The organism is Pseudoalteromonas sp. MT33b, assembly GCF_014117385.1.
In the GTDB taxonomy this organism is placed as follows: domain Bacteria; phylum Pseudomonadota; class Gammaproteobacteria; order Enterobacterales; family Alteromonadaceae; genus Pseudoalteromonas; species Pseudoalteromonas lipolytica.
In genome coordinates this window covers 1688598-1714083 of record NZ_CP059831.1, presented here as the reverse complement: position 1 = coordinate 1714083, position 25486 = coordinate 1688598, and the positions used below count along the sequence as shown (strand labels likewise).

The 25486-nt window shown below is 40.1% G+C and carries 34 protein-coding genes; 26 read left to right on the top strand and 8 right to left on the bottom strand.

The annotated features are described in order from the left end of the window. Nucleotides 1-17: 17 nt before the first annotated feature. The 21 genes from H3302_RS07875 to H3302_RS07775 all read left to right on the top strand — a co-directional run bounded on the left by H3302_RS07875 (nucleotide 18) and on the right by H3302_RS07775 (nucleotide 15840). Entirely contained in the window at nucleotides 18-377 is a 360-nt protein-coding gene (locus H3302_RS07875; RefSeq protein WP_063705220.1) for a hypothetical protein, read from the top strand. Then, entirely contained in the window at nucleotides 374-772 is a 399-nt protein-coding gene (locus H3302_RS07870) for a phage protein GemA/Gp16 family protein (protein ID WP_063705222.1), read from the top strand. The genes H3302_RS07875 and H3302_RS07870 overlap by 4 nt, the downstream gene beginning before the upstream one ends. Beyond that, entirely contained in the window at nucleotides 773-970 is a 198-nt protein-coding gene (locus H3302_RS07865; RefSeq protein ID WP_182396342.1) for a hypothetical protein, read from the top strand. Beyond that, nucleotides 967-1374, top strand: coding sequence for a Mor transcription activator family protein (locus H3302_RS07860; protein WP_063705226.1), 408 nt, complete (start codon nucleotides 967-969; stop codon nucleotides 1372-1374). Before H3302_RS07865 ends, H3302_RS07860 begins: the two co-directional genes overlap by 4 nt. A gap of 9 nt (nucleotides 1375-1383) precedes the next feature. Next, nucleotides 1384-1635 (top strand): hypothetical protein, encoded by a 252-nt coding sequence (locus H3302_RS07855; protein WP_182396341.1) that lies wholly within the window; start codon nucleotides 1384-1386, stop codon nucleotides 1633-1635. Beyond that, on the top strand, nucleotides 1622-1816 hold the full coding sequence (locus tag H3302_RS07850) for a hypothetical protein (protein ID WP_180311572.1): 195 nt from the start codon (nucleotides 1622-1624) through the stop codon (nucleotides 1814-1816). The genes H3302_RS07855 and H3302_RS07850 overlap by 14 nt, the downstream gene beginning before the upstream one ends. After that, the gene (locus tag H3302_RS07845) at nucleotides 1813-2031 is read left to right on the top strand and encodes a hypothetical protein (RefSeq protein WP_180311571.1); all 219 of its coding nucleotides are present in this window, start codon (nucleotides 1813-1815) and stop codon (nucleotides 2029-2031) included. The genes H3302_RS07850 and H3302_RS07845 overlap by 4 nt, the downstream gene beginning before the upstream one ends. 397 nt (nucleotides 2032-2428) lie before the next feature. After that, nucleotides 2429-2872, top strand: a complete 444-nt coding sequence (locus H3302_RS07840; protein WP_182396340.1) for a hypothetical protein — start codon at nucleotides 2429-2431, stop codon at nucleotides 2870-2872. A 9-nt stretch (nucleotides 2873-2881) separates the two neighbouring features. Further along, the gene (locus tag H3302_RS07835) at nucleotides 2882-3220 is read left to right on the top strand and encodes a hypothetical protein (protein ID WP_182396339.1); all 339 of its coding nucleotides are present in this window, start codon (nucleotides 2882-2884) and stop codon (nucleotides 3218-3220) included. Further along, on the top strand, nucleotides 3220-3726 hold the full coding sequence (locus tag H3302_RS07830) for a DUF1804 family protein (RefSeq protein ID WP_063530259.1): 507 nt from the start codon (nucleotides 3220-3222) through the stop codon (nucleotides 3724-3726). Before H3302_RS07835 ends, H3302_RS07830 begins: the two co-directional genes overlap by 1 nt. Continuing rightward, nucleotides 3726-5465 carry a hypothetical protein gene (locus tag H3302_RS07825; protein ID WP_182396338.1) on the top strand — a complete coding sequence of 580 codons (1740 nt, stop codon included), beginning with the start codon at nucleotides 3726-3728 and terminating at the stop codon, nucleotides 5463-5465. Before H3302_RS07830 ends, H3302_RS07825 begins: the two co-directional genes overlap by 1 nt. Continuing rightward, nucleotides 5458-6963, top strand: coding sequence for a DUF935 family protein (locus tag H3302_RS07820; protein WP_182396337.1), 1506 nt, complete (start codon nucleotides 5458-5460; stop codon nucleotides 6961-6963). The genes H3302_RS07825 and H3302_RS07820 overlap by 8 nt, the downstream gene beginning before the upstream one ends. Beyond that, on the top strand, nucleotides 6956-7570 hold the full coding sequence (locus H3302_RS07815; RefSeq protein WP_138617678.1) for a DUF3164 family protein: 615 nt from the start codon (nucleotides 6956-6958) through the stop codon (nucleotides 7568-7570). The genes H3302_RS07820 and H3302_RS07815 overlap by 8 nt, the downstream gene beginning before the upstream one ends. Before the next feature lie 10 nt (nucleotides 7571-7580). Next, a complete protein-coding gene (locus tag H3302_RS07810) occupies nucleotides 7581-8021 on the top strand; it encodes a hypothetical protein (RefSeq protein ID WP_182396336.1) in 441 nt (146 codons plus the stop codon). Further along, complete coding sequence (locus H3302_RS07805; protein ID WP_182396335.1) at nucleotides 8022-8564, top strand: hypothetical protein; 543 nt, start codon at nucleotides 8022-8024, stop codon at nucleotides 8562-8564. A 1-nt stretch (nucleotide 8565) separates the two neighbouring features. Continuing rightward, nucleotides 8566-9708 carry a phage minor head protein gene (locus H3302_RS07800; protein WP_180311564.1) on the top strand — a complete coding sequence of 381 codons (1143 nt, stop codon included), beginning with the start codon at nucleotides 8566-8568 and terminating at the stop codon, nucleotides 9706-9708. Between the two features lie 583 nt (nucleotides 9709-10291). Further along, a complete protein-coding gene (locus H3302_RS07795) occupies nucleotides 10292-10672 on the top strand; it encodes a response regulator (RefSeq protein WP_036968390.1) in 381 nt (126 codons plus the stop codon). 22 nt (nucleotides 10673-10694) lie between these two features. After that, entirely contained in the window at nucleotides 10695-11588 is an 894-nt protein-coding gene (locus H3302_RS07790) for a MoxR family ATPase (protein WP_180311563.1), read from the top strand. Between the two features lie 150 nt (nucleotides 11589-11738). Continuing rightward, complete coding sequence (locus tag H3302_RS07785) at nucleotides 11739-12551, top strand: DUF58 domain-containing protein (RefSeq protein ID WP_180311562.1); 813 nt, start codon at nucleotides 11739-11741, stop codon at nucleotides 12549-12551. A gap of 2 nt (nucleotides 12552-12553) precedes the next feature. Continuing rightward, nucleotides 12554-14509 (top strand): transglutaminaseTgpA domain-containing protein, encoded by a 1956-nt coding sequence (locus H3302_RS07780; protein ID WP_180311561.1) that lies wholly within the window; start codon nucleotides 12554-12556, stop codon nucleotides 14507-14509. Between the two features lie 8 nt (nucleotides 14510-14517). Then, on the top strand, nucleotides 14518-15840 hold the full coding sequence (locus tag H3302_RS07775; RefSeq protein ID WP_182396334.1) for a Na+/H+ antiporter family protein: 1323 nt from the start codon (nucleotides 14518-14520) through the stop codon (nucleotides 15838-15840). A gap of 278 nt (nucleotides 15841-16118) precedes the next feature. On the opposite strand, the gene H3302_RS07770 is transcribed toward H3302_RS07775, so the two are convergent. The 3 genes from H3302_RS07770 to H3302_RS07760 are packed head-to-tail and all read right to left on the bottom strand — an operon-like array spanning nucleotide 16119 to nucleotide 18230. Then, the gene (locus tag H3302_RS07770; RefSeq protein WP_036968399.1) at nucleotides 16119-16556 is read right to left on the bottom strand and encodes an acyl-CoA thioesterase; all 438 of its coding nucleotides are present in this window, start codon (nucleotides 16554-16556) and stop codon (nucleotides 16119-16121) included. A 5-nt stretch (nucleotides 16557-16561) separates the two neighbouring features. Next, nucleotides 16562-17380, bottom strand: a complete 819-nt coding sequence (locus H3302_RS07765) for a M23 family metallopeptidase (protein ID WP_182396333.1) — start codon at nucleotides 17378-17380, stop codon at nucleotides 16562-16564. Beyond that, nucleotides 17373-18230, bottom strand: a complete 858-nt coding sequence (locus H3302_RS07760) for a 6-carboxytetrahydropterin synthase (protein WP_182396332.1) — start codon at nucleotides 18228-18230, stop codon at nucleotides 17373-17375. Before H3302_RS07760 ends, H3302_RS07765 begins: the two co-directional genes overlap by 8 nt. A gap of 207 nt (nucleotides 18231-18437) precedes the next feature. Here H3302_RS07760 and fabA point away from each other — a divergent pair, with 207 nt between their 5' ends. Further along, a complete protein-coding gene (gene fabA, locus H3302_RS07755) occupies nucleotides 18438-18953 on the top strand; it encodes a bifunctional 3-hydroxydecanoyl-ACP dehydratase/trans-2-decenoyl-ACP isomerase (protein ID WP_036968405.1) in 516 nt (171 codons plus the stop codon). Nucleotides 18954-19019: 66 nt separating this feature from the next. On the opposite strand, the gene rmf is transcribed toward fabA, so the two are convergent. Further along, complete coding sequence (rmf, locus tag H3302_RS07750) at nucleotides 19020-19190, bottom strand: ribosome modulation factor (RefSeq protein WP_036968408.1); 171 nt, start codon at nucleotides 19188-19190, stop codon at nucleotides 19020-19022. 360 nt (nucleotides 19191-19550) lie between these two features. Between rmf and H3302_RS07745 the strand changes: the two genes are divergently transcribed. The 4 genes from H3302_RS07745 to gloA all read left to right on the top strand — a co-directional run bounded on the left by H3302_RS07745 (nucleotide 19551) and on the right by gloA (nucleotide 22681). Next, nucleotides 19551-20183, top strand: a complete 633-nt coding sequence (locus tag H3302_RS07745; protein WP_180311557.1) for a TetR/AcrR family transcriptional regulator — start codon at nucleotides 19551-19553, stop codon at nucleotides 20181-20183. A 69-nt stretch (nucleotides 20184-20252) separates the two neighbouring features. Further along, a complete protein-coding gene (locus H3302_RS07740; protein ID WP_180311556.1) occupies nucleotides 20253-21245 on the top strand; it encodes an MDR family oxidoreductase in 993 nt (330 codons plus the stop codon). A 93-nt stretch (nucleotides 21246-21338) separates the two neighbouring features. Continuing rightward, nucleotides 21339-21755 (top strand): VF530 family DNA-binding protein, encoded by a 417-nt coding sequence (locus tag H3302_RS07735; protein WP_036968414.1) that lies wholly within the window; start codon nucleotides 21339-21341, stop codon nucleotides 21753-21755. Nucleotides 21756-22147: 392 nt separating this feature from the next. Next, the gene (gene gloA / locus H3302_RS07730; RefSeq protein WP_036968417.1) at nucleotides 22148-22681 is read left to right on the top strand and encodes a lactoylglutathione lyase; all 534 of its coding nucleotides are present in this window, start codon (nucleotides 22148-22150) and stop codon (nucleotides 22679-22681) included. Nucleotides 22682-22763: 82 nt separating this feature from the next. Here the strand turns inward: gloA and H3302_RS07725 are convergent, their stop codons facing one another. The 4 genes from H3302_RS07725 to H3302_RS07710 all read right to left on the bottom strand — a co-directional run bounded on the left by H3302_RS07725 (nucleotide 22764) and on the right by H3302_RS07710 (nucleotide 25323). Next, a complete protein-coding gene (locus tag H3302_RS07725; protein ID WP_180311555.1) occupies nucleotides 22764-22976 on the bottom strand; it encodes a CPXCG motif-containing cysteine-rich protein in 213 nt (70 codons plus the stop codon). Nucleotides 22977-23097: 121 nt separating this feature from the next. After that, a complete protein-coding gene (locus H3302_RS07720) occupies nucleotides 23098-24204 on the bottom strand; it encodes a serine hydrolase (protein WP_182396331.1) in 1107 nt (368 codons plus the stop codon). 121 nt (nucleotides 24205-24325) lie between these two features. Beyond that, a complete protein-coding gene (locus H3302_RS07715) occupies nucleotides 24326-24670 on the bottom strand; it encodes a lipoprotein (protein ID WP_227006818.1) in 345 nt (114 codons plus the stop codon). 56 nt (nucleotides 24671-24726) lie between these two features. Beyond that, a complete protein-coding gene (locus tag H3302_RS07710; RefSeq protein WP_180311553.1) occupies nucleotides 24727-25323 on the bottom strand; it encodes a DUF6624 domain-containing protein in 597 nt (198 codons plus the stop codon). Between the last annotated feature and the right edge of the window lie 163 nt (nucleotides 25324-25486).

Sequence of the window (25486 nt, the reverse complement as noted above, 5' to 3'; positions counted from 1 at the left end):
TAAAGAAGGATTAAATCATGGCATTTTCAATCAAATTAAACACACCGCGTTATTCAGCTGAGCTTGCGTTTAGCTCTTTAGTGACTAATGCAGTAATGCTTGCTCTTTTAGCTAAGAAAGACCCACAAGGTGAGCTAATCGACAAATGCAACGGCAACATTAAAGCGGCCTTTGCCACACTGGCTGCAGATAAGCTTTTTAGCATTCACCATGTTCATGAGGTGAATGGCCCTGCGCATACCGCGCGCCGCTTTAACACAATTTGCCGCGAGTTCCCGCTTATTTTTACTGAAGGCATGAAAGACTGGGGAATTAAGATTATCTCGTTAGAGGCATCGCCTCACTTTGAAATTCAAATGTTGGAGGAAAGCGCGTGAGTAATTTGATCCAACAAATCAAAATTGCGCAAAAGGCGGCGGGTATCGATCAAGATACCCACCAACTTAATGTTGCGTATATTTCTAACCAACGCACTAACACGTGTACTGGTTTAACAAAGCTCGAACAACAGCAGTTGCTTGCTCGTTACCGTGCAATGAACCCGAACGCAGGGAAAAAGCAATTACCACCACAGCTTAAAATGATTTATAGCCTGTGGGGGCAATTACACAGAGCCGGTGCAGTTAACGTTGACTCTAAAAGCGCTTGTGAGTCGTTTTGTGAAAACCACTTACAAGGTAAAAAGCTGTATCAAAGCGCACAGCAATGGCCGCACATCATTGAAGTACTTAAACAATGGTTAGCACGCCACAAAGCAAAGCAGGGGGCTTAAATGGCTCATTACCAAGACTATCAAAACTTTACTATCAACCCGCGTAAACAGCCTTATAGCGAGATGGAAAGTAAGCGCCCAGTTAAAGCTGAAGACAAACGTAAGTGCCGTATTCGCCGTGATGTTGAAGCCTACCATCAACAGCGCGCAATCGATCGAGAATACGGCCTTGAATACTTATGGGATGAACAATCATGAACAAACCTGAGTTAGATTTACGCGCATTGCCTTATGGCTTGCGCAAGCTTGTAGAGATATTAGGCGTAGATAAAACGATAGCACTACTTACTGAACACCAGGGCCAAATGTTTTATATACCGCGTAAGCCAACAGCTAACCATGAGGCCGTTAAGATTTTTGGTATTGAGTTAGTACAAGCCCTAGTTGATGAATACGAAAACAAGCATTACCAAATGCCAATGCTGCATAAAGTACTTCAGCAAATACGCAACCAAGAGATTTGCTACGCGCTTGATAATAAAACCTGCAGCATTCAGCAGCTGGTAAAGCGTTTTAAGATCACGCGCCAGCAAGTAAGCAGTATTTACAGCACGTATCAACAAGAACGTGTAGGCGAAACACAGTTAAATTTAAGCTTATAGGGGATCATCATGGAATCTATTTCTGATTTGAAAAATGAAGCTGAGCAGTATTTTAGCGATGCATCGGCTCGTGGTACCCCTGTTATTACTTTTAAATGCCCGTGCTGCAGTAAGGAGCTTAGAACCTTACAACCACCAAAAGGTGTTATATGGGACATATTGTCTACCTGTTGGCATTGTGGTGCTGGTTTTTTCAAGATAGCGACACAGGACGAAGTTCGCGCTCAAGTACCGCCTTCGCTTGGTCATGCAAAACAATAACTTTGTATTGCTCACTGCTTTGCAACTCAGTGGAGGAAAAAAGCCAAAGCAGTGGCAACTTGAATTTGGTTTAAACCTATTAAACCGCTACATAAACCAACGCAAGTTATTTGGCCTAACAACAACAGGGTTAATGGCCGAATATCATGAAGCGTTTAGAGAAATTAAGGGTAAGAAATGAGTGGAGCAAGAGAAATAGCAGAAAAAGCGGTTGATAACATAGAAGAGCTTTTAAGCGATATGTTCGCAGGTGACTATGCAGACAATGAGGTTTCATTAGGGGTATTAGTAAGTGGTAAAGAAGAGATTCAAGTTCAACTTAAAGTAACCCGCTCACCTAGTGATTTTATCGATACGGATTACAGTGACTGGGACGCCAGTATCAAACAACTCTGATTGTATTTAAACCATGTTTAAACCTAATTTAAATTAATTGGCTTGCCCCTATTGTAATGGCAAGCCTTTTCATTTTAACCTAATAAGACAGCCGCAAAATACAACGCTGAAAACAACTTTACAGCGGAATGCCCCCCTCTAAATTGATTTACTTAACGCATGACAAAAACAGTGCATGCGCCATTTATTGAGTTATTAGCTCAGCTTATTGTGTCGGCCAAGTCTAAAAACGAGCAAATCGCTATATCACGCCGTTGCCCGTTAAAAGATTTGCCAGCACTACGCACACGCGTAAAAGAGCTATTAAACCCAGCTAACCAAAAGCCAACGCGGAAAACTCGTTTGCCTGCCTGTTACGTCCTAATTAAACAACGATTAACTAATCTGAGGACTCAACATGGCGGCCAAAATAAGAGTTAAAGTCCCAACTGCACCTAGTTTCTTATTTCAGGAAATAGTGCCTGAAGAAATATTTAATTTATTTAAAGACGATCCCATTTTTCTTATCAATCTCTTTGATGAAAGAGCCTTACGCATGCTGCAAAAGCTGCGTGATATTTTCGGCCCTTGCACAGTAAATAACTGGCTATGGGGTGGTGCTAACCACTTACGTGGTTATAGACCGTTAGATTGCCCAATTGGCGCAAAGCGCAGCCAACACAAACTAGGCAAAGGCTTTGATTGTAGTTTTGAAAACTACAGCGCTCAGCAAGTACGTGATTACGTATTAGCTCACCCTGAAGAATTTCCTTACATCACAGCCATCGAGGGCGATGTGGATTGGTTCCATTTCGACGTTCGCACACCTACGTGGATCGGCATTAAAGTTTTTTACCCGTAAGGACACCTCATGACACCAGAACAAGAGAACCAGCTATTTCAAGCAATCGGTGAAATTCAAGGAAGCCAAACGGCTATTCTAGACGACCTAAGAAGTATCAAGGCGGATATTCACCACAGCATAGAAAAGAGTGAAGCCCGTCAAAAGCAGATCACTGATAGCTTAAAAATAGATATCGAAAAAAGTGAGCAGCGCCAAGCTGATGCGCTTAAGACCCATGCTGAGCGATTAACAAAAGTAGAAGAAAAGCTCACAAACCAACGTGTAAAAGTGGCTGCAATGGGCGGCTCTGCGGGTTTAGCTGTTTCTTTAATTGCTTACGCTGTTAAAAGTGGGATGTTTAACTAATGGCACACCCAGCAGAAAAGAAAAACGCTTTACGTCACAGCTATGTAAACGAACTGCTTGCTTTAAGTGTTGCAGCAGTAAAGCATAGTGTTGCAGATGGCACAGCCCGCCGCTGGAAGATGGAAGCGAAAGACCAGGGCGATGATTGGGATCTTGCTCGTGCCGCAAGCCGTCGTAGTGAGGGTGCTGCAGGTGAGTTTACAACCGACTTTATCGAAGAGTTTACTATTCAAGTAAACGAAACCTTTGAGCTATTAAAATCTGAAGAAGGTTTAGCACTCCCATTAGAGCAGCGCACTAAAGTACTTAGCTCACTCACTGATATGATGAGCAAAGTAATGAAAGTATCTGGCGGCAATAAGCGCTTAGAAAAACGCACTGTCGCAGCTGAAGTCATCAAGATTTTAGCTAAATTTGTTTCAAAACATCACCCTGACTATGCACCGCAATTAGTCGAAATTCTTACTGCATTTGGTCCTCAGCTCGATAAGGAGTTAAGCGACTAATGGCCGATTTAAACACACGTGAGTTTTTAGCAGAGATAGAGCAAGTAACCAGTGCGTTACGCCGTGATATTGAAGCTAAAGAACGTCATATTGATCCAAGTCCTGAAGCTATTTTAGAACGTCGTAAACGTGTTTTAAGCGGTGATTTTGAGTTTTTTGTATATACCTATTTCCCGCACCATATGTGGCTAGATGATGGGCAGAAACCATCTGAGTTCCAAGCTTATTTTAATAGTTGGCTACCAGAAGCACTAAAGCTTAAAAACGGTTGGAAAAACTGGTTTGTTGCTCCACGTGGCGAAGGTAAAAGTACACTTAGCGTAAAAATCGCCCCTGTGTATGTTTCAGTATTGGCACTGCTTCAAGATGCAGAGATACGCCAAGAACTTGGCTTAGAAAAGCCACCTCTCTTTATTGATTTTGTGATCTTGTTTGGTGCTGAAACCAAAATGCCAACCAAGACCCTTGAAGTCGTTAAAACGGAGTTGTTGAACAATAACAACTTAGCCTTAGACTTTCCTGAAATATGCGAAAAATCGCCAGTATGGAAGTTAGGCGAGTTTGTAACGGCCCAAGGTGTGCGATTTGAGAGCCGTGGTGCTGAGCAGGCTGTACGTGGTGCGTTCCACGGTGCAAGCCGACCTAAGCTGTTACTTTCTGACGATATCATTACCGATGCTGAAGCCAAATCACCCACAGAGCGTGAAAACCGCTGGCGATTCCTTGAAGCTTCAGTGCAGTTCTTAGGCCCACCCGATGGTACCGTAAAATTCTTAGGTGTGAACACCGTTCTTAATAACGATGACCCAATAAGCCGTGCAGAAGAAGCTCCTGGGCACATTGTTCACCGCTTTAAAGCAATTAAACAAATGCCTGAGCGCATGGATCTTTGGGAGCAATGTCGCGACCTCATGGTTCATGATGATAAACGCTTTGAAAAGCGCGAAGCGGCTAAAGGTATTGCTGTTGCAACAGAAGATAAGCCTTCGTTTAAGTTTTGGATCAAGAACAAACGCGCAATGCTTAAGGGAGCTAAAACCAGTTGGCCAAGTGTACGTACACTTTACGATTTAATGTGTATGTGGGCTGCTAACAAGCGCGAGTTTAACCGCGAGATGCAAGGTATTGCAAAAAGCGATGAAGAAGCGATTTTTTACCAGTTCGATTTTTGGGTTGACCGTTTACATGATTGGGTACCATATGGTGCATGTGATCCAAGTATGGGTAAAACTGAAAAATCTGACCCAAGTGCAATACTTGTTGGCTTTTATTCGAAAGACTTACAAAAGCTACACGTTGAATACGAAAGCCGTAAAGTGCGCGGTACCAGCCGTTTACTTAACGACATAATACGCGCCCAAAAGGAATACAACTGCTTAGTCTGGGGCTTTGAGAATAACAACGCCTTTGACTTTATGCGCAGCGAGTTTATCACCAAAGGATTAGAGCAGGGCATTGCACTCCCTTTACGTGGTGTTACGGCCACATTACCAGCTGAAGAGCGTATCGGCTCACTCGAAACCTATGTGACCAATACACCAGCACAAATAGCCTTTCATTCACGCTGCCGTTTATTGCTCGACGAACTCGAAAACTGGCCAGAAAAACAAACAACACATCACTACGACTTGAGTTGTGCCTTAGCCATTTTATGGATGATATCCAGCACTGGCGCAGGCGGGATGCCTAGAGTCCGAAGCCGCAAAGTAACCAAACAAATAGGGGGCTATCATGTTTAAGTCTAAGCCACGCATTAATTCACGGGCTTATGGTGCCCTTGTTCGTATGTTTGAACAAAATCAATTGGACCCTGGCTTTTCATCGTTGATCACAGAGCTCCCAAACCCTGACCCGATTTTACGTAAAGCAGGTAAAAACACAGCTATTTATGAAGAAATAGCCCGTGACGCGCACATTATTGGTGAATTGCGCTCATTACGTAGCGGTTTATATAGCTTTAATACTGAGTTAGTACTTGGCGGAACCGATGCGGCCAGTATGAAAAGCTACGAGTTAGCAAAACAGTTTTTTAAGCGTAAACCTTGCAAGCATACAGAGTGGGCCGATATGGATTGGCACAACTACAGTGCTATTTTACATGGCTTCAGTGTGACGCATTTGGGCAAGTTTATTAAACGTGATGGTACGTGGCAGCCTGAATACGTTGAAACATGGCGTAATAGCCGCTTTGCTTTTAATAGTGATCACGAGCTGCTTGTTAAAACAAGAGAAAACCCGCAAGGCGAAGAAGTAGATCCGCGTCGTTGGTCGTGCGTTCGTCATATGCCTAGTGCAACAAACCCGTATGGTATTGCACTGCTAAGCAGCTGCTTTTGGCCGTGGATGTTTAAGCACGGTGGCTTTAAGTTCTTTGTTCAATTCTGTGAACGCTTTGGTGTGCCGTTCCCTGTAGGGAAATACCCTATTGGTGCAAAGGATGCTGATATAGACAGCCTTTTAAATGGACTTGCTAAGTTAGTACAAGACGGAATAGCCGCAATACCTGATGATACCAGTATTGAAGTACTTGAAAGTAAGTTATCCGGTGAACCAATTCCTGAGCGTTTAATTAATTTCTGTAATGCTGAAATGAGTAAGGCGCTCACCAGCCAAACATTGGCCACAGAGCAAAAGAACGGCGGCGCACGTGCTGCAAGTGAAACGCATGCAAAACGCGCTGGCGATAATCAACGCGCAGATAGAGCGCTTGTTGCTTCTTATCGCAATCAGATCATCAATACCCTTCACACTGTGAATTTTGAGGGTGGCGAGCCGCCGCAATTCATCTTTAAAGATAAGCGCGAAATTAATACCGATACGGTAAGCCGCGTTCGCGAGTCTGCACGCTTGGTACCTGTAAGCACTGACTACGTGTACAAAGAATTAGGCATTCCAAAACCTAAACCAGGTGAAGACATTCTTGAAGTACCAGATGACGGCCAAGGCATAGCCTCAACTGCTAAAAGCACTGAATTTGCGAAGTCTGATTCTGCTAGTACTGAAATTAGCGATGAGTTTGATGTGTTCGATCACGCTTCAAACGACACCATTGAAAAGATTTGGCATTTTGCCCAGGCATCAAAAGACCTGGACGAACTTAAGCAAAAAATAACCTCTCAATTCCCAACTATCTCTGAGTCTGCTTTAGCACAAGTGGCTGAGCAAGCTCTGCAGTATGAGTTTATGGCGGGTATGAACGAGGCTAATTCTAAAACTGTGGAGATAGACGATGAATAACATTCCTGAAGGTTACTTAAAAGACGGTAAAGGCAATTTAGTAGCAATTGCTAACGTTAAGCAAACGGATTTGATCAAAGATGAGTTTGTACAAAAAGCCTGTGCGAAAGCACTTGAAATGCAGGAAAAATTAGCTGAGTTCAAACGTTCATTGATGGCTGAAGCTGACGACTTTATAGAGCTTTTAGCGCAAGAACATGGTGTTAGTTTAGGTGGTAAGAAAGGCAATACGCAGTTACGTTCATTCGATAACACTTTGCGCGTGAACATTCAAACACAAGAACGTATCGAGCTTGGCCCAGAGCTATCCCTCGCTAAACAGCTGATTGATGAGTGCCTAGATGAATGGACCGAAGGCGGCAATCAAAACATACGAGCCATTGTCAGTAAAACCTTTAATACCGATAAGCAAGGATCATTAAACCCGCAACGTATCCTTGCGTTACGCAAGCTTGAAATCACTGATGAAAGCGGTAAATGGCAAAAGGCGATGAATATCATTGCAGAGTCAGTAGGTGTTATCGATTCATGCCGTTTTATCCGCTTTTACAAGCAGGACGAGAAAGGCATTGAACAAGCTATTTCACTTGATATAGCAAAGCTGTAGCGGGGCGCTTATGGCTATTTCTAAAGAGCAATGGGAAAAAATTGAAAACGAGCTGGCTGGGTTTTTAGGTAGTGCTTTATTTAAATTGGGCGATCATGAAATCTCGATACAGCGTGTTAGAAAATCAGAGTCTACCACTGTATTAGCTGTTTATATTGATGGCTATATAAAAGGTGAATGGCACACAAAAGAAGAAACGCGTCCTGCCTGTTTAGAACAAGTATGGCGAAAGCGCTATATCTCAATTTATAAACAGGCAGATATCAAACAGATTATTAAAATCTTTGGGAAACGCGAAGCTAAAAAACGCTACCCCAACTTAAATGAGAAAAAGGAATTTCTTGATTGTTATTTTACGACAGCTAAATCATTAGTTCGCCAATTCAAACGGATCAAAGGTATCGAATTAATGCTTATTGGTGGCGTACCTTACGAGTCAATGGAGGCTTAAATGGAACCGATCACAATTGCACTTGGCCTTGCTAAGCTAACTGGCCTAGATAAAAAAATAGGTAACTGGATAGGGGGCACAAATGGTGAAGCAGTTGCTTCAAAAGTCGTTGATATAGCCCAAACCTTAACGGGGTCAGGTTCACCAGAAGAAGCGTTAAACCGTATTAAAGACTCTGAAAAATTTTCGCATGAGTTAAGAACCACATTGCTCAATCGAGAGAAAGAACTTGACGAGCTTGCGTTTAAAAATACCCAGAGTGCCCGCAATATGCAGATCCAAGCACTAAACCAAGATGATAAGTTTTCTAAACGCTTCATCTATTATTATGCGTGGTTTTGGTCAATTACGACGGCTCTATATATAGGTTTTATCACGTTTATGCCTATTCCTGAGAGCTCTACACGCTTTGCAGATACCATTTTAGGGTTTGTTTTAGGCACTGTTATAGCGTCAATATTGAATTTCTTCTTTGGTAATAGCCGTGATAACTCTCGTCGAAATGAAATTCAAGACATTCAACAGTCATTAAAAGAGCATTAAAATGGCTCTATCAGCTCCACAATATGGCGACCTTGTTAAATTCAAGGAAGCCATTTCACACTTTCAAGACAAAATTAAGCTGACAAGTGAGTCATATAAAGACTTACAGGGCTTAATTCATGCCAAAGCATTCACCGTTGCAGGTGCAACAGAAATCGAGATCCTGAATGAGCTATATACAGCAGTAGATAAAGCAATTAGTGATGGCGAGACTATATCGGACTTTAGAAAACGCTTTGATAAAATCGTTGATGATCACGGTTGGTCTTATAAAGGTAAGCGTGGCTGGCGAACCCAAGTAATTTACCAGAACAACAAAAATACAGCGCGAGCAGCAGGGCGCTGGGAACAACAAAACCGATTAAAAGAACGTAGACCTTATTTACTTTACCTGACCGCTGGTGATAGCCGAGTTAGGCCTGATCACAATAAATGGAACTATATATTACTGCCTGTAGACCATCCGTTTTGGGACACACATTATCCGCCAAATGGCTATAACTGCCGTTGTAAGGTGGTTTCACTGAACAAACGTGATATTGCACGTATGGGCTTATCGATCACAAAACCAGAGTCTGTTAATAAGTTTATGCAGTCATTCAAGGTCGTCGATGCATCAACAGGTGAAGAACTAGATAAGTTACCTGGCATAGATCTAGGTTGGGACTATAATCCAGGTAAAGCGTGGTTAGGTTCTGACATAGCAGCTGGTAAGTCAGTAGTGAAGTTATCGAAAGAACTTCAACAACTAGCGGTACCGCAATTTAATGAAGCTGTTTTGAAGTCACAGCAATATTATAAAAAGCAGGTAAATTTAAAAGCAGCTCAGATTGCACTTAAAAAGCCGGTAGTCGATGGCCAAGAATTTACGTTAGGGCACTTGCCTGCATTTTTCTTAAACGAGTTGTCACGTAAAAATGCACCTATATATAGTAGCGCTGTTACGATTAGCAGCTCGCAAATTGAAAAGCTCTTAATCGGCCAACTGTCAGTTGAACAAGTACACCAGTTAATGAGCGCAATACAAAAACCAAATGCATACACTTATATAGATAACAAAATTAGAATGACGTACCAGGGCTTTATGATCACAATCGAACTGGGACCAAACTTTAATACAGTTGTAGCAGCAGAAAAGATTTAAAGATTGCTCGCTGAGAATATTTAAAGAGCGTTTAAAAGGCGTTTAAAGTGTGTTTAAAGAAAAGTTAAACGATCAGGAATGATCTAATTCTAAACGTAAAATGAGCAGGAATGATCGGGTAATGAGTCAGTTTGAACGGTTAGAGTCTAAAAACAAGCGTAATTCAAAAATCATGAATTTTCGGCTTGGGATTGGCAAAGGTCAGTATTTACGGGCGTTTCCAAAACACGAGGGCGAAAATCTCCATACCTCCATAATTCTAGAAATGAACAACCCCTTACAACAATGTAAAAGAGCATCTTTGTACAAAAGCAGGTGAAAACACGTTAAATCTACAAGGCAACGAACTTAATTATATAAATATTTATGCTATTTAACATAATATAAATTATAGGAAGTAATGGTTTGTATCTATCTGAGCGCTGTCTTCAGTGATACTAAGTCCAATACTAGACGGTATCGGACATTAGGTGGTTGTTTTGCTATATAATCCATTTAATTATCGACTGTTTCTTGAGCTTAGGTATTGCATGGCATATATTAAAACTATCAAACTAAGATGTAACGATAAGATGTAAACAATATGGAATTTGTGAAACCGTTAGAACCCATTTTGATAATTGATGATATGCAAGATATCAGAGACTATCTCAATCAGATATTAACAGGCCTTGGCTTTGAAGATATTTTAGAAAGCCGAGATTTTGAATCAGCTAAAACAGTTATTGAAGAAAAATCGCCTAACGTCATCTTTCTCGATATAGAGCTCCCCAACACAGACGGCACAGAGATTTTAGAATACTTAAACGACAACTACCCACACACACATGTTGTTATGTGCTCTGGCCACAACAGTCTCGAAAATGTACAAAACACGTGGGAACTTGGCGCGAAAGGTTTTATTGCTAAACCATTTAACGCAAAAAAAGTCGATACTGTTATGAAACGTCTAGAATTGATGTAAACCATAACAAATTAAGAAGTTTATGAATTCGACTATTGAACGCGTTATAGATGACCTATCGACAGTAATATTTGGTAAACAACAACAAATTAAGTTGGCATTAGCCTGTTTATTCAGCCAAGGTCATTTGTTAATTGAAGACTTACCAGGTATGGGTAAAACCACTTTATCGCATGCACTTGCGGCGGTTTTAGGTTTATCGTATCAACGCATTCAATTTACCAGTGACTTACTTCCGTCAGATATATTAGGAACAAATATATTTGATGCCAAAGCACACACTTTTTCATTTCATCAAGGGCCTGTTTTTAGCCAAGTTGTGCTTGCAGATGAAATAAATCGCGCGGGTCCTAAAACACAAAGCGCTCTGTTAGAAGCAATGGAAGAAAAGCAAGTCACGGTCGACTCTGTTAAACACGCCCTGCCATCGCCTTTTTTTGTGATTGCTACACAAAACCCAGTAAATCAGTCTGGTACATATCCTTTACCTGAGTCACAGTTAGACCGCTTTTTTATGCGAATTAGTTTAGGGTTTCCTGATAAACAGGCTGAAAAAAACTTAATTTTGGGTTTAAATAATCGTAACTACGACGATTTACCCGTGCGTATAACAACTGAGCAACTCTCTATTATTCAAACAGAAATTACTCAGGTCACACTCAGCAATGCCGTTGTTGATTATATTTTAGAGTTAGTTGCATTTACTCGCCAAGACAAGCACTTTGTTAATCCTTTATCGCCAAGAGCATCTATTGCGCTTTCTCGTGCAGCTAAAGCATGGGCCTACATTGAAGGACGTAATTTTGTTTTACCTGAAGACGTTCAAGCGGTGTTTGCAAGTGTGACCGACCATCGTCTTGGGTTGAATAAAGATGACAGTGCTTATGCACTAAAACATGTTCCTGTTAGTTTGTAAAAGATGCTTAAGCGCCCTACTTTTGTAACTCGTTTTACGCACTTTTTTATAAATAAGTTATTAAAAAACAAGCATAAAACAAACGAGATTACACTTCGTCATAATACAATTTACGTTTTGCCATCGCGCTTAGGGGCTAAATTTTTATTTGTGGCACTGTTAAATTTTGTGATGGGTATTAATTATCAAAACAACCTTATTTTAGCGATGGCGTACCTTATGGTTGTTTTATTAGTATTCGCCATTTTAACGGGTTATAAAAATCTACGTGGTCTCATTGTAAAGTTTAATCACGTAATGCCATGCTATGCACCCAATCAACCAAGCGCTCATTTTTCTATAAAAGCTAAGAGCGCGTGTCAAGGTGTTGCGCTTGGATATAAAAATACAAAATCACAGCTCATTGATGTAGGTAATAACGAAGTAGTAAATACGCATATTTCGTTAAACTTAGACAAACGTGGGCGTTATCGCTTCGAAAAAGTCCAAATTTATAGCTCTTTTCCTTTTGGGCTTGTGTCGGTATGGAGTTATATTCAGCCCAGTGATGCAATTTATATATACCCAGAGCCAATCGATGACCCTAGTTTAGTTTTTGACACACTGGAATTAGGCGATAGCGAAGAGCATGAAAGTCAACAAAAGCCGGGATCGGATGATTTTCACCAACTGTCTCCTTTTATCCCAGGTACAGCACTTAATAAAGTATCTTGGAAACACTACGCAAAAACTCAGCAGTTACTCAGCAAGGAGTTTACGAGTCATTCGTCTGCCAAAATGGCACTTAACTTTAATAACTTAAACGGCAATACTGAAACTAGGCTCAGTCAACTATGTTATTTAGTCAATAAGCTCACTGAACAGCACGTTACATTTTCTTTAACGTTGCCAAATAGTGAGGTTGCTTCGGGTTGCGGTTTAAAACATCAAAAATCGTGCCTTCAAGCGCTGGCGGAGTTTTAAATATGCTGAAGATGCATAATGCAGGCTTAATAAATTCGGCACTTTCATTCATATTCATCATTATGAGTGGATTTTTGTTTACTGAGGTCCCTGCTCTTTTTCTCGCCATTTTAATTTCTTTAAGCTGCCTTAATTTATTTATTGGAAAGTTCTATAAAAAGCTCAATGGTAAGGTGGCTAATATTTTAGCTGCGGCTTGTCTAATCGCTTTATTTGTTGTTGTCGGTGTGTCTGACACAGTTAAGTTATTTGTTTCAATGATGCTACTTGCAAGTACATTTAAACTATTGCAAGCGCGAACAACCAAGCAATATCAAACCGTGTGTTTACTCGTGTTTTTTAACTTATCGACCCTGTATCTCTTTCATCAAGGTTTACTCGAAACATTGCTGGTAAGCAGCTTATATATCGTTAATTTTGCAGTCCTTGGCTATTTAGACAGCCCTAATAGCTTTAAAACGGCAAATAAACAGAGTGTTAAGACCATTTTGTTCGCTTTACCTATTGCTGCATTTCTAATTTTATTTTTACCAAGACTTCCTGCTTTTTGGCAATTACCGGGACCAAAGCTTGCTAAAACAGGTTTGTCTGAACAGGTAAACCCGTTTTCTATTGCCAAATTGGCAGAATCAGACGAGCTAGTTTTTAGAGTTGAAGAGCCTAATAATACAGCTCTGCAGCCCCCCTATTATTGGCGAAGCCTTATTCATGATGAGTTTAATGGTAACGAATGGTCAATATCGGACATTTTAAGATCTCAACAGTTTAACCTTACTCGCAAGCCAGTTGCCCCTCAAAACTACGTTCAATATCAAGTTATTGCAGAGCCTTCATCGGCTAATTGGTTATATGGTTTGGGGTATGCAACAAGTGATAATACGGCTGTAGTCTCCACCTATAATGGTTTGCTAAAACGCAAAGGCAATTTAAATAAGAATATAAAATACACCGTTAAAAGCGGCTCATTAAATAATGTTGTTCTGTCTGACTTTGAAAAAAGACTCTATACGCGACTTCCTGGCAACGTGAACCCTAAAACGCGCACACTGTCATTATCTCTCGCTGAAAAAAATACCAACGAAGAAGCCTATTTTAATGCTTTATTGCGCTATTTTAATGAACAAGCATTTAGCTACACACTCACACCAACAGCAATGACTGGCGAGAATACAATTGACCAGTTTGTATTTGATAATAAACGTGGCTTTTGTGGACATTACGCAAGTACAGCAGCCTTTATGTTCAGGGTTGCCAAAATTCCTGCGCGTGTAGTTTCAGGTTATTTAGGCGGCGAACAAAAGCAAGGTTCAACACTCAACGTTTATCAATATGATGCCCATGCCTGGGTAGAAGTACATTTTAATAATGCGTGGCATGTGTTTGATGCAACCGCGGTTGTTGCTCCAGAGCGGTTAAATGGCTCGTTATCACAATTAAGCGAATTAAATGAAAGCTTTAATGAAAATTTAGGATTTGGCCTAAAACGCTGGAGTCACTTTAAAGCAATAAATTGGCTTAGAAATCACCTTGAAGAGTTAGATTATAAATGGACGAATTGGGTGCTGACATTTGATCAGCAATCACAACAAAACTTTTTAAAATCATTATTTGGAAATAAAGCGAACTGGATAACGCCACTTGTAGTTTTGGTTACGCTAGCCTTTATTTTTCTAGGTTACTTTTTCTATTCAAAGCGCACGCCTCTCTCTAATGAGCCACTTATTAACGAAATAGAACAGCTTTACCGTTGGGCGAATAAACAGGGTATTGAAACCGATGTCACTCTTACTCCTTTGCAAAACATTGCAAATATAAAAAAACAAAAGCCCCATTTATCCAGCGTATTGGCTAAATTTGAACAGATAATCATCGAAGTGCGCTATCAACAGCTCGCATTTACTCAAAAACGTAAAACCACTGCTCGAGTTCTGTTAAACTCGCTCAAAACAGCAAAATAGAGAACAATATGAATGCAGTAATTGTTGGCGTTATATTAATGCTGGTACTAACACTTTGCCGTATTAATGTCATTGTCGCGATGACACTAAGTGCCATTGTTGCCGGTTTAACGGCTGGGCTTGGCTTGTCAGATACGCTTAATGCATTTAACGAAGGGTTATCGGGCGGCGCTGAAATAGCACTAAATTACGCAATGCTAGGTGCATTTGCTGTGGCTATTTCTAAGTCAGGGTTAACACGTATTTTAGCAGCCAAATTGCTCAAGCAAGTGAATGATAACAGCCACAAAGGCGAAACAACCCTAAGCTACTTAATTTTAAGCATCATATTATTGTGTGCAATTTCGTCGCAGAACTTAGTCCCGGTACACATCGCGTTTATTCCTATATTAATTCCCCCGTTACTTATTGTATTTAACACGCTGCGATTAGATAGACGTGCCATTGCCTGTATTTTAACTTTTGGTCTTGCAACCTCTTATATGGTTCTTCCGTATGGGTTTGGTGGAATCTATTTATATTCAATTTTACATAAAAACCTCACTGAAAACGGTTTAGAACTTGTGAATACACAAGTCCCTATCGCTATGATAATTCCTGCGCTTGGCATGTTAGTTGGGTTAATTATCGCGGTATTTGTTAGCTACAAAAAGCGACGTCATTATGAGGCTCACGCCCTAACAGAAAAACAGCAAGACGTTGTTATCGAACAACCAAAAAAGGTATTGGCTGTTGGTATTGCTGCCGTACTTTGCTCGTTGCTTGCTCAAAATGTGAGTGGCTCTATGATTCTAGGTGGCCTTGTTGGAGTTATGATATTTAGTCTGTTTGGTATTGTTAAGTGGGAGCAGAATAGCGACGTTTTTAGTAAAGGTGTAGCCATGATGGCAATGATTGGCTTTATTATGATTTCGGCACAAGGCTTTGCTTCCGTTATGAAAGCAACTGGCGACGTTACCTCATTAGTAAGCTCTGCTGTTGGTATGATAGAAGGAAACAAACCGCTTGCCGCTGCACTCATTTTATTAGTTGGCCTATTGATCACCATGGGCATTGGTAGTTCTTTTTCTACGGTGCCAATTATAGCGACCCTTTTTGTACCTCTGTGCTTAGAACTTAACTTTTCTGTTATGGCAACGGCTGCACTTGTTGGTACTGCTGGGGCATTAGGTGATGCGGGCTCCCCTGCTTCTGATTCTACCTTAGGACCAACCTCTGGATTGAACGCCGACGGCCAACATGATCATATTTGGGATTCAGTGGTACCCACATTTATTCACTTTAATATTCCGCTACTGATATCGGGTTGGATAGCAGCAATGGTACTTTAAATTAAAACACTGTACTGCAACTTCAAAAGTTATTCAGCCAGTTAAAAAGACGTTAGCCCTGCATATGTGGGGCTTTTTATTATATTGCTACGGGCAATTTTAAACACTTTTTTGCTTTTCTCTTAAATTACATCTTCTGCTATCCCCTGTTTAATTGAAGGTAAAGGATTCATAAGTGCTGAGTAATACATATTACAATATATAGTATGATGTGTTCTTTCTGGTTAATTAAATAAGTACCCGCAGGTACTTATTTATTTTAGCTATCTTTGAGTGTGTTAGCTGTCGAAACCGTAGATCATTTTATCACACACAACCGGTGTTGGTCTGTGGTTATCATCAACCGCTACAAACGTAAAGCTACCCGAGATAGCAAGATGCTTATCGTCTTTATGCATCCTCTCTAAAAATATCTCTACGTCTACTTTTAGGCTGGTATTACCAACATAGACTACTTTAGAGATAAGTTCTGCAAATGTACCGGCAGGAATCGCTTCTTTAAAGTCAACACGGTCAGACGAAATCGTTACTAAAGGTTTACGACAAAAACGAGTTGCAGCAATAAAAGCAACTTCATCCATCCACGCTAACGCGTCACCACCAAATAAGGTGTTGTGATGGTTAGTGCGGCCAGGAAATACTGTTTTTGTTACCGACGTTGTTGAGTCAGCAATACGCTGGGCAATAATAGCGTCACGATCGATTTGTTGTGTCATAGTCTCTACTTTTCATTAGCTAATGTGTCTTGCATCATTAGCGCAGGGTCAAGGCGTTCATTTTTCCAATTAAAACGCCAGTCTAAATGGGGTCCTGTTACTCGGCCCGTTGCACCTATCTCAGCGATTTTATCGCCTCGGGTAATGGTATCCCCTACTTTTACATCTAATTTGCTTAAATGAATATAAGTCGAAGTCACACCATGGCCATGATCAAGAATCAGCGTGCCACCAGAGTAATATAAATCAGGCTCAGCAAAAACGACGGTACCACTGACAGGCGCATACACAGGGCTGCCAGTTTTATTTGCGATGTCTAAACCAAAGTGTGGTCTACGTGGCTCACCGTTAAAGTAACGCTGGCTGCCATACACACCCGAAATACGGCCTTGTGCTGGCTTATAAACCGGATCTAAAAAATAACGGAGGTCAGAATTAACTTCTCGCGCTTTTCGTACAGCAACCGCTTCACGAGAAATTCGCTCTGATACCTCTTTGGGCGGCGAAACATACTTTTTTGCCACGCCTGTAATTTTGTCAATCTTGTATTCGCGCTTTGTAATAACAATGGCTTGCTCATGCGCGACACCGTCATTATCAACCCACGTTAATGTGTGCTCTGTGTCTGCGTCACGGCCAAAACCAAATACAAATTCACCTTGAGGCGACAATTTTAAGTTTTCACCGTTAAAACTCACACTTTTAACGTTTTCAAGTTGGCCTGTGACTAAACCACCTTGAGTTAAATGTCCTTTTAGTTCAACCGCATTTACATGTATAGACAACAAACTTGCCAACGCGGTTAGCAGTAATCCTTTACGCATAGCTAATTGATCCTTTGCCGACCCCTTCGTACGCGGTGATTTTCACCTCAGACTCTGGGTATTCGTTTTTAACTTGCGTGCTAAGATAGTCAGCTATGCATTCAACCGTAGTATCGCACGGTAAAATGTCGCAACGCGATTTAGCAATGGCCATTTCAAAGTAGCCTTGCTGCGATGTATACGCAAAGCACACATCGTTATCTTCTGCTGTAACATGTTTTAACTCTGCTTTGCTGACTTCGTCTTCAGCTGTCGCTAAATAAATATCTTCCCATTTATCGGCCCACTCTTTTTGCAAACGCGGCATAGCCATGCCATCAAGGCTAATACCAATTTGCGAACGGTGACCATGAATAATGCGCTGACAATTGCCATCATGCTTTTTAAGACCATGGCTGTAGTGGTAGTAAAAACTTTGGCTGCGCTCAGGGTATAAATTAATTTCAATTTTTTCGATGTTGCTAGGCAATTGCGGCATTATCGTTTTAATTAAAAACGCGGTCACTGAGTGCTCATCAATCACGTCGGCATCAATTAAACAAAAGGCTTGGTTTGGTGCGCTCATCGCTAAGTGGTGGTTGTCACCAAAATGACAATCTAATACGCTGTGCTCATCGTGTTGAGTAAGTGAACCGTTTAGTTTCGCAGGCACGGCAAGTTTGTGATCAATACATTCATCAATAATGCCTTTGATTTGTTTTTTAACTAAACCAAAATCAAGCACCATAGACTCATCATTAAGTTGGCCATGCAGGGTTAAATCAACAATCCAGCTCTCGCCAACTGCGCCGCGTTTATTACACAAGTAAGAAAAATCAATCACTGTCAGTGAGTTTACAAAAAGGATCATAAATTTCCTTTAGACTGGTTAAAGAATCACAGCAATTATAATGATTTTTAATACACAATGCGCGGTTTTATCTCCCTTTAACAGCAACAGTTTAATTAAATGGTCATAAAACAAACGAAAAATAGCAAAAAATTAACTGCTCCGAGTTGTTTAGCGTACAAGTGTACGCTAAAGTACGGGGCAATTTCTAAGCGATGAAAAAGAGTTATGGAACCTAAAAACAGCTATACAAAAGAAGAATTGGTCCTTTGTGGTCAAGGTGAAATGTTTGGCGAAGGCAATTGTCGTCTTCCAAGCGATAACATGTTAATGATGGATCGTATCGTTTCTATCACTGCCGATGGTGGTGAACACGGTAAAGGTCAAATCGTTGCTGAACTTGATATCAACCCTGATCTTTGGTTTTTCGACTGCCACTTTAAAGGTGATCCAGTAATGCCGGGTTGTCTTGGTTTAGATGCAATGTGGCAATTAGTTGGCTTTTTCCTTGGCTGGTCAGGTGGCCCTGGTCTTGGTCGTGCACTGGGTGTAGGTGAAGTTAAATTTACTGGTCAAATCTTACCAACGGCTAAAAAAGTAACTTACCGTTTAGATATGAAGCGTGTTATCAAGCGTAAATTGTTCATGGGTATGGCTGACGGTACTGTAGAAGTAGACGGTCGTGTAATCTATGAAGCAAAAGATCTTAAAGTAGGTCTTTTCCAAGATACAACTGCATTCTAATAACCCCATAATGCAGAAACAAAAAAGCCCCTTTTGGGGCTTTTTTGCGTAAATAAGATGCCTATTTTAAGTTTTGAACATATTTCGGTTTTCTATTGCTTCTCGCCATCCACCTAACCATTCTGATTTAGGATCAATTTGTTGATAAGGGCATTGTTCTTTGGAACGGCCTGCCAAGCCTGCTTTATAACCTTGAGAATGAGCTCTTTCTAAACGATCTCTTTTCTGTCTCTTCATAGGTAATATCCTCACCTTTTATATTTATAGATATGTAGCGAAATTGACATCTACATTTAATGAATAGTTAATAAAACTGTTAAATTCAAATGACAAAAGCAATTAAATAAATTGACAATGAGTAACGTGCTGATGATCAACTGAATTAACATTTAAAACCTTTAAGTGGTCATACCTCTATATTTCAAACCACCTATAAATACAGTAAAAACGAGCTATAAATTGCATAGCCATTATTTGTGACACAGGCTATTTCAGTAAAGTTCCCCATTAATTTGTAATTATGACATTTTTATTATGATTACAATTTAAACAACAAATTGCTTGCATGTTAAAAACCGATCGGTCTAATATTGAGCTATGGAAACAAAAATAATACAGCCAAGCCGTCGTGGCAGGCCCCCAAAAATTGAGCGCACAAATGCAGATACCCGCGCACTGCTAATTAATACAGGGTTAGCTGTATTAACTGAAAAAGGCTTTAGCGCCACAGGTATCGATTTAATTTTAAAGTCGGCGCAAGTGCCTAAAGGCTCTTTTTATCATTACTTTAAAAGTAAAAATGATTTTGGTTTAGCCTTAATTGATGCTTACGACAGTTACTTTCAAGCAAAGCTTAAACGCCATCTCACTAATAGCGCCATTAGTCCACTTGAACGCGTTGTTTTATTTGCTAACGATGCCAAACAAGGCATGGCAAAATATGCGTTTAAACGAGGGTGCCTTATTGGCAATCTTAACCAAGAGCTCAGCCACCTTGATGACGCAATGATAGCCCGCATTAAACAAGCGTATACGCATTGGCAGCAATTAGTTGAGCAGTGTTTAATTGAAGCGAAAGAACAAAAACAAATCGCAAAATCAACAGACTGCAAAATGCTTGCTGAATTTTTTTGGATTGGCTGGGAAGGTGCCGTTATGCGCTCAAAGCTTGATAAATCAAGCGAACCCCTTACCCTTTATACAGCACAATTTTTACGTTTAATCTTATAAAGCCGTTATAAATCAATTAACGGTTTTAATTTAACCATTAAAAGACGATCGGTCTAAAAGGAGTCAACCATGACAACATCAGCCAAATCGATAGTTATAAATAAAGATGATCAAGGCTATCACGCCAATTACACAGATTTTCCTGTTGAGAGCATCCACCAGCATAATGTTAATATTGATGTTGACTACAGCACCCTCAATTATAAAGATGCTCTGGCGATAACGGGTGCAGGACCAGTGGTAAGACAATTTCCTATGATCCCAGGTATTGACCTTGCAGGCACGGTTAGCGAGTCCGATTCTGACGAATTTAAACCGGGCGACACCGTATTATTAAATGGCTTTGGTGTTGGCGAAAAGTATTTAGGCGGTCTTAGCGAAAAAGCCTCAATGAAGAGCGATTGGCTTATTCCCCTCCCCGCTAATTTAACCCCTAAACAAGCAATGCAAATTGGCACCGCAGGCTACACCGCAATGCTGAGTATTATTGCGCTAGAAAAGCACGGTATTAGCCCACAAAGCGGCGAAGTATTAGTGACTGGAGCAAATGGCGGAGTGGGAAGTTTTGCCATCTACTTACTCAATAAGCTCGGTTTTGACGTTGTAGCAACAACGGGTCGTATGAACGAGGCCGAACACTTACAAAAACTCGGAGCAAAACATGTTTTATCACGCGATGAGTTCTCCACTGCCGGTAAACCACTTGCCAAAGAGCAATTTGCGGCAGCCATTGATTCGGTAGGTAGTCATACACTGGCAAATGTCTGTGCATCAATTAACTATGGTGGTGTTGTTACAGCCTGTGGTTTAGCACAAGGCATGGATTTCCCAGCAACCGTTGCGCCATTCATTCTTCGGGGTATCAGCTTAATAGGTATAGACAGTGTTATGCGCCCTAAAGCTGACCGTATCGAAGCATGGCAACGTCTGAGCGAGTTAGTTGAGCCTGAGTATCTAGATACAATTTCGCGAGAAATTCCATTATCAGACGCCATTAGCCATGCTGATGCGTTATTAAAAGGCGAAATACGTGGCCGTGTTGTGGTTAACTGTAAAGAATAACCACTCAAAATACAGTTTCTTGCTTCGTTAGGTATAAAACTAGGGTAAAGGCAATTATACTTACCCTAGTTTTGAGAAATACCGGACAGTCAAATGAGTAATAAAGAAATTTTCAGCAATAACCCTCTACAGGGTGTGGGCATTGAGCAGGTTGTCACTGAACTTGTTGACCAGTATGGCTGGGAATTACTCCATGCCTACCTGCGTTTAAACTGCTTTAAAAATAACCCTGATGTAAAATCTGCCGTTAAGTTTTTGCGAAAAACTCAATGGGCGCAAGAAAAGGTCGAGAACTTTTATCTATACCGCCTAAAAAACTTACCGCGCCCTGATGACGTTAACTACGAGCTACCACCACGCGATCGCGTGATCCCAGCAGATCAAAAACCCGGTGAGCCGTGTGAGCTTAGTTTTACTGATGCAAAACGCATTCATGAGAAAAAAGAAGCGAAACAAAAAGCCCGTGCGCGTAAACAGCGTTCAAGCGCAAGTAACCCTTGGGGTAATTAATCTAGCTTCATGTTTTAAGTTTAAATGAGCCGTTTTTAAGAGCGGCTTATTTAGGTTGTTTCTCTGCTTTTTTCACGACTAATCAAAAGTAGTTGTTAAAAAGTATCTGTTAAAAAAGTACTAATCAAAGTTCCAATCAATTTAAGTCAATTTGTTAGACGTTTTCGTAAAACCCACATCGTTATTTCTTCCTTGGTTTATAAATATCTGCTCAGTCTTTAATAGCATCGGCCCGTGTATTAAGTGACATAAACAGATACACCTATTTTAAAGAAAATAGTTCACTTTATTAGATAGCCTTTACGTATCATGGTTTAAATTTCAATGAAGGTTGATTATGATTACTACACTACATTTATGTTTTTTCACCTCTCACTTTTCAAAGGACATGTATGTCTGACTACAATGAATCGCCAGAACAAATCGCAAATGCGACACAAGATTATGTAATGCAACAAACAATGCTGCGTATAAAAGATCCTAAGCCTTCATTAGAGTTTTACCAAAACGTTTTAGGAATGAAACTATTAGGCAAGTACGATTTTCCAGCAATGGAATTTACACTGTACTTTTTAGGCTATGAGCAAGCTATACCAAAAGGGACTGATAAAGAAAAAGCACAGTGGGTATTTCGCCGCCCAGCGCTTATAGAGCTTACACATAATTGGGGCACTGAAAACGACGACAGCTTTGAGGGTTACCATAATGGTAATAACGAACCCAAAGGGTTTGGTCATATAGGTATTAGCGTGCCTGACGTATACGCAGCCTGTGAACGCTTTGCTAAATATGATGTTGAGTTTGTGAAAAAGCCTGATGATGGCTCAATGAAAGGCTTAGCCTTTATTAAAGACCCAGATGGATATTGGATAGAAATACTCTCCGCTGAGGGGATCACTGAGATCATAGAAGCTCAGAAGCCATAAAACTTTAACATTCAAAAACCTGCAATATGCAGGTTTTTGTTTAATGTGGCGTTAAGCATAAAAATAGCTAACAATCCGTAATCTAATAAGACGCAAACCCATAACCAGCATCATCACTGGACACTGTCACTGAAAGCGTTTCATCAGCGCTTTCAAAAACCAAAAAATTAATAGGCTTACAACAAACTTGGCAATCTTCTATGTATTGCTGATCAACATCAGCGGGGTCTAATAATACATCAATGTATTCACCACAATACGGACACGCAATCGTTTTTTCAGTTAATTGATTCATCAGTACGACTCCCTATTATTGAGCTCTATACTAAATAGATTGTTATTCTCTCTATGCTTTTCAACATAACCACCTTATTAAGTATCAAAAATACCTATTAAGTAAGCTTAGTTGCTATAAACTACTCACTTTTAGGCTTGCGCAGTTTAGATAAAATAAGACTATCAATATCATTACTAACGCTTCCTATGCTGCTATTGGTAAGTATTACGTAGCCTCTATTTTGGTCTGTAATCGACCGTGTTAACGCTATCCACCCTTGGTTAAATCCAGCGAACCCTAAACTTTTATTTTCTGAATCGACAACATAACTCATACTCCAGCGACCCCCTGTATTTGCTACAGGTGTAATCATTTCTTTAATTAAAGCTTGTGATATAAGACGAGAGCCATTGTATTTATTTTCCTTATTTTTAAGCACGGCTAAATTAAATCGTGCTAAATCAATAGCAGTTGTTTGTAAACCCGCAGCGGCTTGCTCAGCAAAGTAGATCATGGATGTTTTCTTTGCATTTTCATCATACGGTGTTGCTGATTTACTCATAACAGCACGTGTTACATTAAATGTTGAGTTATTCATTCCGAGCGGCTTAAGTACATTTTTCTGCATATAGTCTTCAAAACTTAAACCCGATACATCTTCTATGAGTAACTGAACAATAGAGTACCCACCACCTGAGTATGACCATTTTGTATTTGGTGTATGTATTAATTTTACATCGCCTGCACCATTATTCTTGCCATTTAATGAATCTACAATCGAAGGAACATCTGTCGGTGAGCCCCAGCCAGAATAAGGACCGAGAGACAAGCCCGATGTATGCGACAGAACATTTCTTAACGTTACATTTTCAGTTCCAAACTCAGACTTAGGTATCTTCCAGCGTTTTAAATAATTATCTATTGGTTTATCAAGTTCAACCTTACCTTGATCCACCAACTGCATAACCCCCCACGAAGTCACTACTTTTGATATTGAGCCTACATTAAACATGGTATTTTCTGTAATGGCTTTTTGACTTTCAATATCTGCAAAGCCATAAGAAAGAAATCCGGTAACCTCTTCGCCTTGAACAAAGGCAACGGCAACACCAGGGGCTTTATGCTTATCTAAAATCTTTGGTACAGCCTGATCAAGCTCGGCTTTTAGTTCTGAGAAATAAGTCGCGTCAGCTGCTTGAGCATTACTAATAACGAAAAAAACAATAAAAAATAATAATTTATTCATAACATCCCTTTTGAAACACTAAATAACGCAAATACACGCTTCTAAAGTAAGAATCTCTTATAATAAAAACAACCTAATATTAATTATTTAAGTAAGTTCCTATAAATATTTACAGCAATATCTAATAACCTTGGTTTTTTGTTAATCTCACGCCATCAACAACCATTACCCATTCGTCACCAACCAAATGTGGTGCTTCTGTCACATCGAAATTAGAGGTTAAAAAAGCCACACCTACTACAAAGTCGTCTCCTATAAACTCTTTTAACGGCGCGTTTATAGATGTTGACCCACCATCTTGGACCCTCTCATATACCACCGTACCGTCTTGATGGATAAGCAAGTACATTTCTTTGCTTTCCCACTCACCTACGTAAGATAACTTATCCGCTGGCAAAGGCTTGCTACAAGAAGTCAAAGTAAGCACAGCTAAAACTAGTAAAATAAACTTTTTCATTTCTACCATTAAGATCCCACCGAAAACCTGTCTTAAAAGAGCTTAATTTTGCTTTTATCGTTGTATTAATTAAGATCTATTTCAGGGTGATCTTTTATACCGTACATTTCTTCCATTAACTTTTTATAAAAATCGAGTGGTGGCATTTTCATTTTTGCTCGACGTTTATCAACATTGGCCTTGTCTTCAATAGGACTAAATACAATTTGACCCTCTATTAAGTCAGCCTGAGTGCCATAGAGTTGCTTGTTGCCCTGAGCAATAAGGACCCTATCAGTTAGTAGGGCAAGTTGCTGTCCCGTTATACCTTCATTATTTAAATATGATGTCTCTAAATACGGAAGCATTTTTGCTTTAAATTCAATATCTGATGAATGCTGAATTATTAAAAAAGCAGCACTCACTCCTTCATCACCGACTAATTCTTTTGTAAGCCATGAATGTTCTTTGATAATAGCTTTTAGCTTAGTTGTATTAGCTTCATCTATTTTCTTTAGCTGGTTTATGAGTTCTTTGGGGGGATTTTGCCAGCCAACTTTTCCTATTTTATTGCGGATACTTTGATCTTGAATTTCCATTTGCATTAATTCCTTTTTTAGTTGTGTATTGCTTTCAGCTAAAGTAAAAAATGGAATAAATAAGATAAGTATTAAATAACGCATAATTTTCTCTTCCTTGTAAAATGAGTTTTATCGCTGTGGCATGAACGACAACCGATTTAACTATAAACAGCGTTGTAATAAGGGTTCAGAGCGACCGCTATTGTAAACGCTATTTCTAGGCAAAGTTCTTCCATGTTTCTCCAATCTGTATAACTGCCAGTTA